This window comes from Microbacterium sp. Root280D1 (assembly GCF_001428975.1).
Lineage (GTDB): Bacteria > Actinomycetota > Actinomycetes > Actinomycetales > Microbacteriaceae > Microbacterium.
In genome coordinates this window covers 808366-822865 of record NZ_LMJK01000001.1, presented here as the reverse complement: position 1 = coordinate 822865, position 14500 = coordinate 808366, and the positions used below count along the sequence as shown (strand labels likewise).

The 14500-nt window shown below is 67.1% G+C and carries 14 protein-coding genes and 3 tRNA genes; 12 read left to right on the top strand and 5 right to left on the bottom strand.

Annotated elements, in window-relative coordinates; translation table 11 throughout:
• Window positions 1-18: 18 nt before the first annotated feature.
• Window positions 19-675 (top strand): TMEM175 family protein, encoded by a 657-nt coding sequence (locus tag ASE34_RS03990; RefSeq protein ID WP_056276757.1) that lies wholly within the window; start codon window positions 19-21, stop codon window positions 673-675.
• Here ASE34_RS03990 and ASE34_RS03985 read toward each other — a convergent pair.
• Together ASE34_RS03985 and ASE34_RS03980 are read right to left on the bottom strand one after the other, a co-directional pair.
• Window positions 642-1439, bottom strand: a complete 798-nt coding sequence (locus tag ASE34_RS03985; protein WP_056276754.1) for a 3-hydroxybutyrate dehydrogenase — start codon at window positions 1437-1439, stop codon at window positions 642-644. The genes ASE34_RS03990 and ASE34_RS03985 overlap by 34 nt on opposite strands.
• The gene (locus ASE34_RS03980; RefSeq protein WP_056276751.1) at window positions 1436-2815 is read right to left on the bottom strand and encodes an MFS transporter; all 1380 of its coding nucleotides are present in this window, start codon (window positions 2813-2815) and stop codon (window positions 1436-1438) included. Before ASE34_RS03980 ends, ASE34_RS03985 begins: the two co-directional genes overlap by 4 nt.
• A 111-nt stretch (window positions 2816-2926) precedes the next feature.
• Between ASE34_RS03980 and ASE34_RS03975 the strand changes: the two genes are divergently transcribed.
• Together ASE34_RS03975 and ASE34_RS03970 are read left to right on the top strand one after the other, a co-directional pair.
• Complete coding sequence (locus ASE34_RS03975) at window positions 2927-3898, top strand: LysR family transcriptional regulator (protein ID WP_056276747.1); 972 nt, start codon at window positions 2927-2929, stop codon at window positions 3896-3898.
• A 68-nt stretch (window positions 3899-3966) separates the two neighbouring features.
• Complete coding sequence (locus ASE34_RS03970) at window positions 3967-4458, top strand: inorganic diphosphatase (protein WP_056276743.1); 492 nt, start codon at window positions 3967-3969, stop codon at window positions 4456-4458.
• Between the two features lie 68 nt (window positions 4459-4526).
• On the opposite strand, the gene ASE34_RS03965 is transcribed toward ASE34_RS03970, so the two are convergent.
• Entirely contained in the window at window positions 4527-5894 is a 1368-nt protein-coding gene (locus ASE34_RS03965; protein WP_053098718.1) for a peptidoglycan DD-metalloendopeptidase family protein, read from the bottom strand.
• Window positions 5895-6105: 211 nt separating this feature from the next.
• Between ASE34_RS03965 and ASE34_RS03960 the strand changes: the two genes are divergently transcribed.
• The 5 genes from ASE34_RS03960 to ASE34_RS03940 all read left to right on the top strand — a co-directional run bounded on the left by ASE34_RS03960 (window position 6106) and on the right by ASE34_RS03940 (window position 8547).
• Window positions 6106-6178, top strand: a tRNA-Glu gene (locus ASE34_RS03960).
• A gap of 29 nt (window positions 6179-6207) precedes the next feature.
• Window positions 6208-6281 (top strand) — tRNA-Asp (locus ASE34_RS03955).
• Between the two features lie 70 nt (window positions 6282-6351).
• Window positions 6352-6424, top strand: a tRNA-Phe gene (locus ASE34_RS03950).
• Window positions 6425-6685: 261 nt separating this feature from the next.
• On the top strand, window positions 6686-7309 hold the full coding sequence (locus ASE34_RS03945; RefSeq protein ID WP_082586498.1) for a GntR family transcriptional regulator: 624 nt from the start codon (window positions 6686-6688) through the stop codon (window positions 7307-7309).
• 317 nt (window positions 7310-7626) lie between these two features.
• The gene (locus ASE34_RS03940; protein ID WP_056276741.1) at window positions 7627-8547 is read left to right on the top strand and encodes an AEC family transporter; all 921 of its coding nucleotides are present in this window, start codon (window positions 7627-7629) and stop codon (window positions 8545-8547) included.
• Here ASE34_RS03940 and ASE34_RS03935 read toward each other — a convergent pair.
• The gene (locus ASE34_RS03935) at window positions 8528-9262 is read right to left on the bottom strand and encodes a DUF2071 domain-containing protein (RefSeq protein ID WP_056276738.1); all 735 of its coding nucleotides are present in this window, start codon (window positions 9260-9262) and stop codon (window positions 8528-8530) included. The two genes, ASE34_RS03940 and ASE34_RS03935, sit on opposite strands and share 20 nt — an antisense overlap.
• A 69-nt stretch (window positions 9263-9331) precedes the next feature.
• Here ASE34_RS03935 and ASE34_RS03930 point away from each other — a divergent pair, with 69 nt between their 5' ends.
• The 4 genes from ASE34_RS03930 to ASE34_RS03915 all read left to right on the top strand — a co-directional run bounded on the left by ASE34_RS03930 (window position 9332) and on the right by ASE34_RS03915 (window position 13273).
• Window positions 9332-9835 carry a hypothetical protein gene (locus tag ASE34_RS03930; protein WP_056276735.1) on the top strand — a complete coding sequence of 168 codons (504 nt, stop codon included), beginning with the start codon at window positions 9332-9334 and terminating at the stop codon, window positions 9833-9835.
• Between the two features lie 163 nt (window positions 9836-9998).
• Window positions 9999-11429, top strand: a complete 1431-nt coding sequence (locus ASE34_RS03925) for a hypothetical protein (RefSeq protein WP_056276732.1) — start codon at window positions 9999-10001, stop codon at window positions 11427-11429.
• Between the two features lie 111 nt (window positions 11430-11540).
• Window positions 11541-12446 (top strand): ABC transporter ATP-binding protein, encoded by a 906-nt coding sequence (locus ASE34_RS03920; protein WP_056276729.1) that lies wholly within the window; start codon window positions 11541-11543, stop codon window positions 12444-12446.
• Window positions 12443-13273: an ABC transporter permease gene (locus ASE34_RS03915; protein ID WP_053098711.1), complete on the top strand. Its 831-nt coding sequence runs from the start codon at window positions 12443-12445 to the stop codon at window positions 13271-13273. Before ASE34_RS03920 ends, ASE34_RS03915 begins: the two co-directional genes overlap by 4 nt.
• Window positions 13274-13345: 72 nt before the next feature.
• Here the strand turns inward: ASE34_RS03915 and ASE34_RS03910 are convergent, their stop codons facing one another.
• The gene (locus tag ASE34_RS03910) at window positions 13346-14464 is read right to left on the bottom strand and encodes a fatty acid desaturase family protein (protein WP_053098710.1); all 1119 of its coding nucleotides are present in this window, start codon (window positions 14462-14464) and stop codon (window positions 13346-13348) included.
• Window positions 14465-14500: the final 36 nt, after the last annotated feature.

The following is a 14500-nucleotide window of genomic DNA, read 5'->3' as shown; positions in this document are numbered from 1 at the left end:
GCGCTCTAGCCTGGCGCCGTGACGGATCACGTGCTGCGGTTCAGGACCGAACGATTCAAGGCGTTCGTCGACGCGGTCGTCGCCATCGCGATGACGCTGCTGATCCTGCCGCTGATGGAGTCCGTGTCCGAGGCCGCCGCCGGAGGTCTGGGCACCGCCGAGTTCTTGCAGGAGCATGCAGGACAGCTGCTGAGCTTCGGGCTGAGTTTCGTCCTCATCGCCAATTTCTGGATGGGGCACCACCGACAGTACGACGAGGTCACGCGGATCACGAGACCGCTTCTCTGGCTCAACGTGGCCTGGATGGCGACGATCGTCTGGCTGCCGGTGCCTACGGCGATGCTCGGTCAGATGGACACCGACCCACTGCAGGTGGTCCTCTACATCGGCACGCTCATCGCCACGCAGATCACCACGCTCGGCGCGCGCATCTATCTGCTGCGGCGCCCTGACCTGACGAAGACGCCGCCCTCCCGTATCCGTCACGGTGCCGCCGCCGACATCGCCTCGATCCTGCTCTCGGCGGTGGCGATGCTGTTGGCGATCAGCCTCGGAGGAGTGGGGTACCTCGCCCTGCTGCTGCTCTGGCTCACCGGACCTCTGTCATCGCTCCTGGATCGGCTCTGGACGCGGATCGTTCCTCATCGCGCCGACCAGCCGCCGTCCATCGCATAGCTCGCCCCGGTGACCATCGACGCCTCGTCGCTCGCCAGCCAGGCGACCAGCGATGCCACCTCGTCGGGCTCGATCAGGCGCTTGATCGCGCTTTCGGTCAGCATGATCTTCGCCAGCACCTCGGCTTCAGGGATGCCGTGCACCCGCGCCTGGTCGGACAGCTGCTTCTCGACCAGCGCCGTGCGCACGTAGCCGGGGTTGACGCAGTTGCTGGTGACGCCGTGCTCCCCTCCTTCGAGCGCGGTGGCCTTCGACAGTCCCTCCAGCCCGTGCTTGGCCGCGACGTAGGCGGACTTGTAGGGCGATGCGCGCAGTCCGTGCACCGATGAGACGTTCACGATCCGGCCGAACCCGTTCGCGTACATCTCCGGCAGAGCCGCGCGGATCAGCAGGAACGGGACCTCCAACATGAGGGTCACGATCCGTCGGAAGTCCTCGGGATCGAAATCCTGGATCGGGCTGATGTGCTGGATCCCGGCGTTGTTCACCAGGATGTCGACACCGGCCAGCACGTCGGCCAGCCGGTCGTCGGTGACGGCGGCCGGCTCCAGCAGATCGACCACCCAGCTCGAGCCTCCGACCTCGGCCGCGGCGGCCTCGCACTGCGCGCGATCCTTGTCTGCGACCACGACGTGAGCGCCACGCGCGGCCAATGCTCGCACGACCGCCAGGCCGATCCCGCTGGCGCCTCCCGTCACCAGGGCTCGGCGGCCGCTCAGCGACAGACCGGCCGCACCCGGCCTCTCGATGCTTCGCTCGGTCATGCCGCGCTCACCCGGGGAGTGTTCAGCCCGTGCTTGCGTGCATCCGCGTCATCGATGTCGTGCAGGGACACCCCGCGGGTCTCCTTGAGGGTGACCACCGCGACCGCGGTGACGGCGCAAGCTGCCGCGACGTAGATCGCCACCGGCAGCCACGAGCCGAAGTCCTGCAGCAGGGCCGTGGCGATGATCGGCGCGAGCGAGCCCGCGACGATCGAGGTGACCTGGTACCCCAGGGAGACGCCGGAATAGCGCATGCGGGTCGGGAACATCTCGGCCATGATCGCCGGCTGCCCCGCATACATGAGCGCGTGGAAGCACAGACCGATCGTGACCGCCGCGATGATCACGAACGGGTTCTGGGTGTCGAACATCGGGAATGCGAAGAACGCCCAGCTGGCTCCGAGCACCGCGCCGGCGAGGTAGACGGGCTTGCGTCCCCAGGCGTCCGAGAGCCGGCCGACCTGCGGGATCACGACGAAGTGGATGGCGTGCGCGACCAGAAGCGCCAGCAGCAGCTGACTCGTGTCGTAGGCGTGCACCGTCTTCAGGTACACGATCGTGAACGAGACGATGATGTAGTACAGGATGTTCTCCGCGAAGCGCAGGCCCATGGCTCCGAAGATGCCCCGCGGGTACTTGCGCACGACCTCGAGCACTCCGTAGCTCACGGCCTTGTCGGCCTCGACCTGTGCGCGGGCCTCGAGGAAGATGGGCGCCTCGCTGACGTGCCGGCGGATGTAATAGCCGATGACGACGACGATCGCCGAGACCCAGAACGCCACGCGCCATCCCCAGCTCAGGAACTGGTCGGCGGGAAGCGCCCAGGACATGCCGAGCAGCACCAGGGTCGCCAGCAGGTTGCCCACCGGGACGGCGGCCTGGGGCCAGCTCGACCAGAACGCGCGAGACCTGTCGGGGCTCTGCTCGGCGACCAGCAGCACGGCACCGCCCCATTCACCGCCGACGGCGAACCCCTGGATGAATCGCAGGAGCACGAGCAGCGCCGGCGCCCAGTAGCCGATCGAATCGAAGCCGGGCAGGCACCCCATCAGGAAGGTCGCGACCCCGACGAGGATGATGGTGATCTGCAGGGTGTGCTTGCGGCCGAGCTTGTCGCCGATCTGGCCGAACACGATGCCGCCGAGCGGACGGGCGATGAATCCGACCGCGTAGGTCAGGAATGCGGCGATGATGCCGTCGAGCTCGGTGCCGGCGTTGGGGAAGAAGAAGGTGCCGAAGACGAGCGATGCGGCGGTGGCGTAGAGGAAGAACTCGTACCACTCCACCACCGTGCCCACCATCGAGGCGGCCACGATCTTCTTCAGCCCGGATGTTCGGGTCTCGACCTGCGAGTCGACCGGTTGCTCGACGCCCATGAATGCACTCCTTCGTGTTCTGCAGCGTCCTCGTCGACGGCTGCCTGGCGGGCCGGTATCCCGTCTGCGGGCGGCCTCCGCCAGTATGTGCACGCCCGGCTCTGTGCGCCAATGACCAGTCGAGCAGAGACGGAGTGCACAATTGCAGATGTGACATCTTCCCCGAGTACCTCCGAGCCGCACGCCGACGACCTCCTCATCCTTCTCGCCGTGTCGCGCACCGGTCGCTTCACGACTGCCGGCCAGAGCCTGGGGCTGAATCACACGACAGTCTCGCGACGCATCGCCGCATTGGAGAGAGTCCTGGGCGGGCGGGTCCTCGCCCGCAGCTCGGGAGGGTGGGAGTTGACCGACCTCGGGCGTCGGGCGGTGCGCGCTGCCGAGGACGTGGAGACGGCGGTGGCGACGATCCATGAAGGAGAAGCCGAGTCCGATCAGATAGCCGGGGTCGTGCGGATCTCCGCCACCGACGGGTTCAGTGCGTTCGTCATCGCGCCCGCGGTCGCGCAGCTGCGGCGAAAGTATCCGAGACTCAGCGTCGAGATCGTCAACGTCACCCGGCGGGCTCTGCAGTACCGTTCCGGGCTGGACTTGGAAGTGGTGGTCGGAGAACCGCAGGTGCACCGCGCCGAGGCCATCCGACTCGGCTTCTACACCTTGGGCATGTACGCGTCGCACGGGTACCTGGACGAGCACGGGACGCCCGCCGATTCCCATGAGCTGAGCAGGCATCCGCTGGTCTACTTCGTCGATTCGATGCTCCAGGTCGACGATCTGGATGCTCCTCGACGACTCGTGCCGGGGATGCCGGATTCGCTCAGCTCGACCAACGTCTTCGTCCATGTCGAGGCCACACGCGCCGGCGCGGGGATCGGCTTCCTTCCGTGCTTCCTGGCCGACGGCCACGCCGATCTGGTGCGGCTCCTCCCCGACGACTTCGCCGAGCGCCTGCCCTACTGGATGGTGCTGCGTCCGGACTCGCTGCGCCAGCCCGCGGTCGCCGCGGTGGCTGCCGCCATCCGCGACCGCACGGCGGCCGTCCAGGATGCACTGCTCGGCATCGCCCCGGCCGCCGAACGCTGACAGCACCCGTCGACGGCCCGGCTAGGCTAGTGCGCGGCATCCAACCGTCATTTCTGAGGAGCACACGCATGGGCGCACACGACGCCGTCATCGAGATCCCGCGCGGCAGCCGCGTGAAGTACGAGGTCGACCACGAGACCGGACGAGTGCACCTCGACCGCGTGCTCTACACGACCTTCGGGTACCCCGCCGACTACGGCTACTTCGACAACACCCTCGGCGAGGACGGCGACCCGCTCGACGTTCTCGTGCTCCTCGACCACGCCATCTACCCCGGCGTCGTCGTCGAGGTGCGCCCGGTCGCCGTGCTCAAGATGAGCGACGAGGCCGGCGGAGACGACAAGCTCGTCGCCGTGCTGTCGAAGGACCCCCGTTGGGCCCACATCCACGACATCGGCGACGTCGCCGAGTACACCAAGAAGGAGATCGAGCACTTCTTCGAGCACTACAAGGACCTCGAGCCCAACAAGTGGGTCAAGGTCGACGCATGGGGCGACGCCGCAGAGGCGCAGCGCATCCTCGACGAGGCGATCGTCCGCTTCGGCGAGCAGGGTCACTGACCCCAGGCTCCGACGAGAAGACCCCCGGTTCCGCTCAGCGGCCGGGGGTCTTCTCGTCGTGGTCGTTCTCAGACCGAGACGCCGCGATCTGCGAGGAACGTGATCGGGTTGGTGTACGCGCCGTTGATGTACACCTCGAAGTGCAGGTGGCAGCCGACGGATGCTCCGGTGTTGCCCGCGTAGGCGATGACCTGACCGGAGTTGACCCATGACCCGCTGCGGACGGCGAAGCCGCCGTCCCTGATGTGGGCATAGCCGGAGGAGACTCCCCCGCCGTGCTGGATGCGGATGTAGTTGCCGTAGTTGCCGCGCGGACCGGCGTAGTCGACGGTTCCGGACTGCGCCGCATAGATCGCCGCGCCGCACCCGTTCGCGAGGTCGACGCCGTAGTGGTAGCCGGAGCAGGCTGCGCAGGGCTTGGGCCGGGGGCCGAATCCGGCGCTCCGGTGTCCTCCGTGCGGTCGAACCCAGCCGCCGGAACCCGGCGAGCCGCCGACGCCTCCGCCGCCACCTCCTCCGCCGCCGTTGCCTGCGGCGGCTGCCGCGGCCTCGGCCGCTTCGCGACGCTTGCGCTCCTCCTCCGCGACGCGCACGCCCTCCTTGTACCCGGCCACGGTCGTCGCCGTGGCGTCTTTCAGGGCTGAGAGCTGTGCCTGCATCGTCGCGAGGTTCGCCGACTGCTCGTCGAGCGCAGCCTGAGCGGCGTCCGCAGCGGCCTGAGCCTCGATCATCTTCTGCTCGGCGATCTGCTGCAGGCGATCGCGCTCCGTGCGGGCGACGACAGCCTGATCGGTGAGCTGCTGGGCCGAGTTGCGGGCAGCGACCGCGTTGTCGTGCACCGTCTGGTTGTACTGATAGACCTTGTCCATCGTGCCGAGACGCGAGAGCAGCTGGTCGGCGTTGTCGGCCGAGCCGGCGAAGAACAGCTCGAGGGCGGTGTCGTCACCGCCGTTGCGATACAGCTGCGCCGCGAGCTGGGCCGCCTTCTTCGTGGCGTCATCGGCGGCGACGGCCTGCTCATCGGCCTTCGACTGGAGCTCCTCCGCGACGGCGATGGCGTCGAAGTAGGCGAGCTGCGCGGCGTTGTACTCCTCGCCCGCGAGCACGGCCTTGGCCTGCGCATCCGCCACCCGCTGCTTGAGCGACTGGATGAGTCCCTCGATGCGCGTGACCTCCGCTGCCTTCGCGGACTCGTTGTTCATGGCGTTCTGCACGTCGTCCCAGCTGGGGTACGAGGCGGCGTACGCGGCGGTCACTCCTGAGGAGACGCCGAAGGCGCTGAGGGCGACGACGCTGAGCGCGCCGAACGTGAGGGCGCTGCGACGGGTGACCGAACGGTCCTTCCAGAACGCGCGGCTCTCCGCAGGGGTCGGCGCGCAGCCGCAGTCGTCGGACGCCGCCGCAGCAGCATCCGACGTGGAGTGATGGTCGTTCACACGGCCCCTTTCGCCGGTTTCACAGATGCCACACTAACAACTTCTTTCACATCCGCACCAGGGGGCGGACAGCGGGAGAGGGCACAGCGATGTGAGTCCATCGTCCTCCTGAACACGCCCGGGAGACAGCAGGCTCGCCCTCGATTCGCGTTTTGCTCAGATCTTCCCTTATGCTTGAGCGTCGGCAAGGAAGTCCTCCGGGACAGACTTCGGCCCCATCGTTTAGCGGCCTAGGACGCCGCCCTTTCACGGCGGTAGCACGGGTTCGAATCCCGTTGGGGTCACTCCTTCCGGTACAATTGAAAACAAGTATGGCCCTGTAGCGCAGTTGGTTAGCGTGCCGCCCTGTCACGGCGGAGGTCGCGGGTTCAAGTCCCGTCAGGGTCGCTCTAAGCGACGGGCCCTTTTCTTCGAGAAGGGCCTTTCGTCTAGATGCGACAGGTCTAGCCGGTCGCATGGCTCTGTAGCTCAGTTGGTAGAGCGCACGACTGAAAATCGTGAGGTCACGGGATCGACGCCCGTCGGAGCCACAGGGTGATCATTACAGTCACCTTAGGAACCCTCGCCTAGCTTCTACATGGCGGGGGTTTCCGCTTTTTCCGGTGAGAGTCGGTGTCTGCTCCGCTCCCCTGGGCTGCTGGTTCTGTGCCTGTCGTCACGCGCTCCAGCCACGAGACGGCACGTCTCAGGTCGACCGTCTCGATGCGTCGAGCAGGTGCACGGGCCGCAGGTCAAACACGCATTCGCTCGGCGGACAGCCCCGCCATACCTATGCGTCGTAATATACCGATATGGGACCTGAACTGCCCGTTGTGCCTGGGGCGCAGCGGAACCTCGGAGCTGAAGAGCTCTTTCGTCGACTCGCGACGTCGATCGCCGACGGCACCTACGCGCCTGGCGCGAAACTGAGCGACAAGGCGATCGCAGACGATCTGGGAGTCACCCGCACCCCCGTCCGAGAGGCCGTGCAGCGACTGGCGCGCGCCGGGCTGATGGAGGTCCACGCGAACCGCTACTCGATGGTCACCGACATCACCGACGAGCGGTCCCGCATCACCCGCGAGTTCGCCGCCTCTCAGGGCGGGGAGATCATCCGTGAGGCCGCGCTTGCGCTGTCCGAGGCGGATCTCGCCATCGCGTGCGAACTGATCGCCGACGCCATCCAGTCCGTCGAGACGGGCGAGGGATGGATCGAAGCCCATGTGGAGCTCTTCGAGTTCCTCACCGACCGCGCGCTCAACGATCTCTATCGACTCATGCTGAGCGACTTCTGGTATCTCGTGTTCCGCGACCTCTACCTCGGCGAGCCCCGGGTGGACACGAAGGAATCGCTCGAGGAGCTCGAGTCCGCGATGCGCGCCCGCAGCGCGAACGCCGGCGTGAAGGCCGTGCAGAGGATGCTCCGCCTGAAGTAGCGGCCACTCCCGAGGGAGTTGGTTCCGGTCCCCCGCGCCCGAACGGGGGGACCGGAGCAGTCGATGAGAAGGTCCGCAAGCGCACCCACCCCCATGTGGGCGCTCAAGACCGAGAGAACTCGAGGGCACCGTCTGGTTCGACCGACGGAGAGCGGCAGATGCTGCTCGTCGTGTTCTCAGCGTATGGCCGCACCCCGTCTTGACGCTGATCGGAGCTCATCCATTGACGCGGGCCCACTCCGACTGCTACGGCGGACTCCCGCGCGCCGACCGTGCCGGTGGCGACGACGTGCCTCCGGGCTGGATACGCTCGAACCATGCTCGAGACGCTCACCGGATTCGCCGTCGTGGGAGTCGCGATCGCACTCGGCTATCTGCTCGGCCGGATCGACCTGCTCGGACCGCACGCCCGGCACGTGCTCGGGCGTCTGATCTTCTTCGTGCTGTCGCCGTTCCTGCTCTTCACCGTGCTCGCCCACGCCGATGCGAAGATGCTCTTCTCCTCGCTGCTGCCCGTGTCGGCGATAGCGGCCGTCGCGATCATCGGGATCTACACACTCATCGCGCGGCTCTGGTGGAAGCGCCCGGTCGGAGAGACCCTGATCGGAGCGCTGTCGGCGGGGCAGGTCAACTCGAACAACATCGGCATCCCGTTGTCGCTCTACCTTCTCGGCAGCGCCGCGTACCCCGCACCGGTGGTGCTCATGCAGCTGCTGGTGTTCACCCCGATCTCGCTGACGATCCTCGACGCCGTCACGAGCGATCGCGTCTCGCTGCGCAAGACGCTCGTGCGCACGGCGACGAATCCCATCATCATCGCGTCGCTCCTCGGCACGCTCATCTCGGTGCTGGGCCTCACAGTACCGCCCATCATCATGGAGCCGGCTCAGCTGATCGCCGATGCCGCCGTGCCGGTTCTGCTGATCAGCTACGGCATCTCCCTGCACGGCCAGCGCGTACTCGGCGCCCCCGGCCACCGGCGGGACGTCATCCTCGCCACCTCGCTCAAGCTCATCGCGATGCCGCTGATCGCGTGGGTGGTGGCCGAGTTCGTCTTCGGGCTCTCGCCGGCCGAGGTGCTGATCGTCGTGATCCTCGCCGCGCTCCCCACCGCACAGAACGTCTTCAATTACTCGCAGCGCTACGACATCGGCGAGACGATCTCGCGCGACACCGTATTCCTGACCACTCTCGGCTGCCTGCCCGTGCTGATCCTCATCATGTTCCTGCTGGGCTGAGCACCGCGTCGATCCGGGACTCGCGCACGTCCGACAGCGTCAGCGGAAGATCGCGCATCACGACGACACTGTCGAACACCGCTGAGCCGGCGGGAAGAGCGTCGAAGAACGACGAGCTCACGCTGTGCAGGTGTGCGTTCTCGACCCTCCACGCGTCGGTGGTGAGCGCGACCGATTCGACGCCGCGCCCTCCCCGCGCCGCCGACCAGCCGAGCCGACCGGCGCGATAGAAGTCCGAGGCCTCGTCGATCGAGGCGAAGAGAGAGCTCGACCATGCGCCTCCCACCTCGACATCCGCGCAGAGACTGTGCTCGCCGGCATCCATCGTGACCGCGTAGCGATCATCCCCCTCCTCGATCTCGAACCTCGCTCGGCGATGCACCCCCGGGAACAACCGTCCGCCGAAGATGACCGGATGCCACGCCGAGCTGTGCCGACCGACGATGAAGACGCCTTTCTGCACGCCATCCGCGGTGTCCCACTCGACGGCGACCCGGTGGGCGGCGTTCTCGGAGCGCAGACCCCACCGGCCCCGCGCCCAGCTCGGTCGGATCGACTCCAGCCCCAGCACGCACACGCCGGCCACCGCAGACCCGTCGACGATCTGCGGGCGGAATCCCGTGGGCAGCAGGGAGGCGGCGACCTCCGGCTCGACCCGATAGGTGATCAGGAGTCGCCGACGGAGCTGAGCACGGACACCGCGGATGATCGTCATGCTCCGAATGTAGCACTGGAGCTAAATTCCTCCAAGGCCTCGGGGACGAGGTGCACGTAGGTTGTATCCGTGGACAATCCGCTCATCTACATCGCCGCGATCGGCGCGATCATCGTGCTCGCGATCCTCCTGCCCCGCTGGGTCCGTCGCTCCACCGGCGCCGCCGGCGGCAGAGCAGGGCAGCGTCACGTGGCCGACCGCCTCACCGGGATACTCGAGGAACTGGGCACGACGCTCGTGCTGCAGACGTCTGAGGCCACGGCGAGGGAGATCGTCGACGGGGTCGTGCGTCAGCAGCCACGCAAGTTCACCCCGCTCGCGAGCGGAGGCTACGGTATCCGATTCGTCGAACCGGATGACGCGATCGTGCGGGTGGTCGACGATGAGAACGGGACCCGTCTGCAGGTGGAGAGGATCCGCGAGCATCTGGGCGTTCCCAACACTTCCGAGTTCTGGTCAGACCTGCGCTCCGCCGTCTCCGCCGCAGCACGCGCTGAGGGCGTCCAGGTCTCGCCCGGGCCGCCCTTGCGGCACCGGCGCGACGATGCGACCGAGTCGTGGATCGCGGAGTAGAGAAGCCCAGCGCGTACCGGAACATCGGGTGCATCTCACAGCCGTCGCAACTAGGCTGTGTTACTGCTGATCACGCACCGGCCAGCCCACAGTCGGCCTCGCGACGGCACCATTTCTCATCACAGCTCTCAGTCCCTGTGACCTGCGCCGGAAAGGCCGACCCATGAGTGAATCCCCCGACAACGACCGGACCCCCGACTTCTTCGACAAGCTGATCGAAGAGACGCCGCGCGAGCAGTCCGGCTTCACGGCCTCGTTCCGCGGCTACGACAAGGCGGAGGTCGACTCGGCCCTCAGCACTCTGCGCAATCAGCTGAAGCAGGCGAAGGCCGACCTCGCCGCCACCGAGGCACGTCACGAGGACGCAGTCGAGGCGCTTCGCGAAGAAGAGCGCATCGCCCGCGAAGAGCTCGAGGCGGAGCTCCTCGCCACCAAGGCGAAGGCTGCCGAGACCGAGCAGCAGGTCGCCACCCTCACCAACGAGCTCGTCGACACCCCGCGCGCGGATGGCCAGGAGGCACCGTCGCGGGAGCAGTTCGAGGCGATCCTCCGGGTGGCCGAGGAGCAGGCCAACGTCCTCATCCAGAACGCCGCCGTGCAGGCCGACCGTCTGATGGCGGCCGCGCGCGAAGAGGTCACCGCACAGCGGGCCGAGGCGGATGCCGACGTCACCCGCATCATCGCGCACGCTCAGCACGACGCCGACCAGGTGCGCCTGAAGATCGACACCGAGTACACCGCCCACCAGGCGACGCTCGAGCGCGAGGCAGCGCACGCCGCCGAGCGGGTGCACCAGGCGACGCAGGAGGCCACGGCCATCCGCACCGAGGCGGAGAAGGGCGCTGCGGCGCTCCGCTCGCTCGTCACCCGCGAGACCACCCAGCTGCGCGCCGAGGCCGAGCGCGAGGTGCGCGAGATGAACGCCCGCGTCCTCGAGTTCGAGGAGACGCTCACCCGTCGGCAGGACGACGCTCAGCAGGAGTTCCTGGTGCTGCACAACCAGGCCGTCGCCCACGCCGAGCGCATCACCACCGATGCCAACGAGCAGGTGGCCGCTTCGCTCGATCACGCGCAGCGCATCTCGGCGAAGGCTGACGACTACGAGCGCCTGATGCGGTCGCAGGCGCAGACCATCGAAGCGGATGCTCAGGTGCGCGCCCGCGACACCCTGGACCGTGCCCGCGTGAAGTCGCAGAAGATCGTCGACTCGGTGACGGGTCACACGTCCGCCGTGCTGCGGGATGCCGAGGACCACGCGCGCCAGCTGCGCTGGCAGCAGCAGCAGCTCGCCAGCTTCATGGCCGAGGTGCGCGAGCTGATCCGCCCGGAGGGCATCTTCAGCGACGAGGCATCATCCGTCGGCTCTGCAGCGGCCGCGTCGCAGGTCGATGACGACACCGACGCCGAGACCGTCGAGGTCGAGGAAGCCGAGCTGATCGACGACTCCGACGACGCGGTCGACGAGGTCACCGGCGACGAGGAGTTCCGCGGTGACGAGGCACTGGAGGACGAGCTCCTCGACGAGAACGCCGAGACGATCGACGGCAAGATCACCATCGAGGTCGTCGAGTCCGATCAGAAGGCCTCCCGCTGAGCGACTTCTCCTGACTGACCGAGCGGGGGCGTGGGCGGATATCCGCCCACGCCCCCGCTTCGTTCACCCGTCCTGCTATCGCTCGGAGCCGTCAGCGTGCACGCTGTACCTATGACAGACAGCGTGATCGAGGTGCGGGATCTCCGCAAGGAGTACGGGGGTGCCGTCGCAGTCGACGGCATCAGCTTCGACATCCGCCGGGGAGAGACCTTCGCTCTTCTGGGCCCGAACGGCGCTGGCAAGTCGACGACCATCGAGATCCTCGAGGGCTATCGTCACCGCACGTCCGGCGACGTGCGCGTGCTCGGTGTCGACCCCCAGCGCGGCGGTCTGGCGTGGAAGGCGCGACTGGGGATCGTGCTGCAGTCCACCGGAGAGGCCGGCAACTTCACCGTGCGGGAGCTGCTCACCGAGTTCGCCGGTTACTACCCCCACCCTCGTTCGGTCGACGAGGTGATCGCCGCCGTGGGGCTCGAGCACAAGCAGCGATCCAGAGCGGGCAAGCTGTCCGGTGGTCAGCAGCGCCGTCTCGATGTCGCCCTCGGGATCATCGGACGCCCCGAACTCCTGTTCCTCGATGAGCCGACGACCGGCTTCGATCCCGAGGCCCGACAGCAGTTCTGGCAGCTCATCCGCACCCTGAAGTCCGAGGGCACCAGCATCCTGCTGACCACTCACTATCTCGATGAGGCCGCCCGGCTGGGCGATCGCGCGGCGGTGATCACAGACGGGCGCATCGTGGCGATCGGGAAGATCGACGAGATCGGCGGGCCCGAGGCGAGGACGCCGATGGTTCGCTGGAGGGATGCCGCCGGCGTGCGCCGCGAGCAGCGCACGACCACTCCCGGTGCGGTCGTCTCCGAGCTGCAGCGCGCGGGCGGCGAGCCGGACGGCCTCGAGGTCGTGCGTCCCACTCTCGAGGACATCTACCTCGGCCTCATCCGTGAGCACGGAGCCGCATCCGATTCCGATCCGACCGCAGAGGCCCTGCGGGCAGATGTGGCGGAGTCCGCATGAGCACCACGACTGCCACGCCGAACTTCGGGCTCGCTCGCACGGTTCGCCTCGGGGTACGCCGCATCCCGTTCGAACTGCGTCAGTACTTCCGCGCCAGCGACCAGGTCTTCTTCACCTTCCTGTTCCCCACCCTCATGTACCTCATCTTCGCGACGATCTTCACGGGCGACATCGGCGAAGGGCCCGACAAGATCAGCATGGCGACGTACTACCTTCCCGGTCTCGTCGCAGGAGGCATCTTCCTCTCCGGGATGCAGGGCCTGTCGATCGAGATCGCAGTGGAGAAGAGCGACGGAACCCTCAAGCGGCTGGGCAGCACGCCGATCTCACCGGCGACGTACTTCATCGGCAAGATCGGTGAGGTCTTCGTCACCGCGATCCTGCAGATCACTCTGCTGCTGGTCGTCGCGGTCGTCCTCTATCAGGTCGAGCTGCCCTCGGATGCTGAGGCCTGGGGTCGCTTCGCCTGGGTCTTCGTGCTCGGCCTGCTCTCGTGCACGCTTCTCGGCATCGCACTGTCTGCCGTGCCGCGGTCGGGCAAGACGGCGTCCGCCGTGGTGATCCCGGTCGTGCTGCTGCTGCAGTTCATCTCCGGCGTCTACATCGCCTTCACCGCGCTGCCGGAATGGCTGCAGAACGTCGCTTCCGTCTTTCCCCTCAAGTGGATGGCTCAGGGTATGCGCGCGGCGATCCTGCCCGAGTCGTTCTCCTCGGCAGAGCCGAGCGGATCATGGGATCTCGGGCTCGTGGCGGTCGCCCTCGCCGCATGGCTCGTGGTCGGCTTCATCCTCAGCCGCGCGACGTTCCGCTGGATCCGGCGGAACTGACCGTCTGGCATGCGAACGGCCCCATCCCGAAGGATGGGGCCGTGCAGGTCGGCTGCGATGCCGCGAGAGTGTCTACGCCCGGACGAACTGGGCCGCTGCGGGGCAGTCGAACGGATCAGCACCGGCGGCGAGACCGACGCGGTTGAGGTACTCGATCACGATCGCGTACGACCGGCCGAGGCTGGTCTCGGTGTAGGGCACGTTGTTGGCGGCGCAGTAGTCGCGCACGACCTCGCGAGCCTTCGAGAGGTGCGGGCGGGGCATGTTCGGGAACAGGTGGTGCTCGACCTGGTAGTTGAGTCCGCCCATGAGCCAGGTGGCCCACCATCCGCCACGGATGTTGCGAGAGGTGCGCACCTGCTTCGAGAAGAAGTCGAGACGGGCGTTGGGATCGATGATCGGCATGCCCTTGTGGTTCGGCGCGAAGGACGCGCCCATGTAGACGCCGAAGACGGCGAGCTGCACACCCATGAAGGCGAATGCCATGCCGAGCGGCAGCATCAGGAACACAGGCACGAGGACGATCGCGAACCGGAGGGCGATGAGGCCCAGCTCGATCCAGCGACCCTTGGCCTTCTTGCTGGTCACCAGGTGCTTCACGCCCAGGTAGTGGAGGTTCAGGCCCTCGAGCGTCAGCAGCGGGAAGAACAGCCACCCCTGCTTGCGCGTGATCAGACGGACGATACCGCGGGACTGCGCGGCGTCGGTCTCGAGGAACGAGATCGTGTCGACCTCGATGTCGGGGTCCTTGCCGACCTGGTTCGGGTTGCCGTGGTGCTTGGTGTGCTTGGAGTCCCACCAGGAATAGCTGATTCCCACCACGCCGGCGGCGAGGATGCGGGCGAGGCGGAAGTTCGCCGGGCCCGTGGAGAGGATCTGACGATGCGCGGCCTCATGGGCGAGGAACGCCACCTGCGTGAGGATGATGCCGAGAGCCCCGGCCATCAGGAGCTGGAGCCAGCTGTCGCCGAGAAGGATGAAGCCCGTGATGACTCCGCCCAGAGCCACGGCGATGCCGGCGGCCACGAAGATGTAGAACCATCCGGCGCGCTGGAGGAGGCCGGTTTCGCGGATGACCTGCGAGACCTGCTTGTAGGCGTGGGTCATCGGAGGAATGTCCGCATTGCCCGAATACGTCTGACGTACCGGTCCGAGAACTGCGTCGGTCTTTTCGACCTGTGAAATGGAGATGTTGCTCTCCCGTCGATCGGAGCCCTTGAGCTGATG

Excerpts from the sequence above, each read along its gene's own strand:
- ASE34_RS03985 (WP_056276754.1), bottom strand. The coding sequence starts at position 1,439 with ATGACCGAGCGAAGCATCGAGAGGCCGGGTGCGGCCGGTCTGTCGCTG.
- ASE34_RS03980 (WP_056276751.1), bottom strand. The coding sequence starts at position 2,815 with ATGGGCGTCGAGCAACCGGTCGACTCGCAGGTCGAGACCCGAACATCC.
- ASE34_RS03975 (WP_056276747.1), top strand. The coding sequence starts at position 2,927 with ATGACCAGTCGAGCAGAGACGGAGTGCACAATTGCAGATGTGACATCT.
- ASE34_RS03970 (WP_056276743.1), top strand. The coding sequence starts at position 3,967 with ATGGGCGCACACGACGCCGTCATCGAGATCCCGCGCGGCAGCCGCGTG.
- ASE34_RS03945 (WP_082586498.1), top strand. The coding sequence starts at position 6,686 with ATGGGACCTGAACTGCCCGTTGTGCCTGGGGCGCAGCGGAACCTCGGA.
- ASE34_RS03940 (WP_056276741.1), top strand. The coding sequence starts at position 7,627 with ATGCTCGAGACGCTCACCGGATTCGCCGTCGTGGGAGTCGCGATCGCA.
- ASE34_RS03935 (WP_056276738.1), bottom strand. The coding sequence starts at position 9,262 with ATGACGATCATCCGCGGTGTCCGTGCTCAGCTCCGTCGGCGACTCCTG.
- ASE34_RS03925 (WP_056276732.1), top strand. The coding sequence starts at position 9,999 with ATGAGTGAATCCCCCGACAACGACCGGACCCCCGACTTCTTCGACAAG.
- ASE34_RS03920 (WP_056276729.1), top strand. The coding sequence starts at position 11,541 with ATGACAGACAGCGTGATCGAGGTGCGGGATCTCCGCAAGGAGTACGGG.
- ASE34_RS03915 (WP_053098711.1), top strand. The coding sequence starts at position 12,443 with ATGAGCACCACGACTGCCACGCCGAACTTCGGGCTCGCTCGCACGGTT.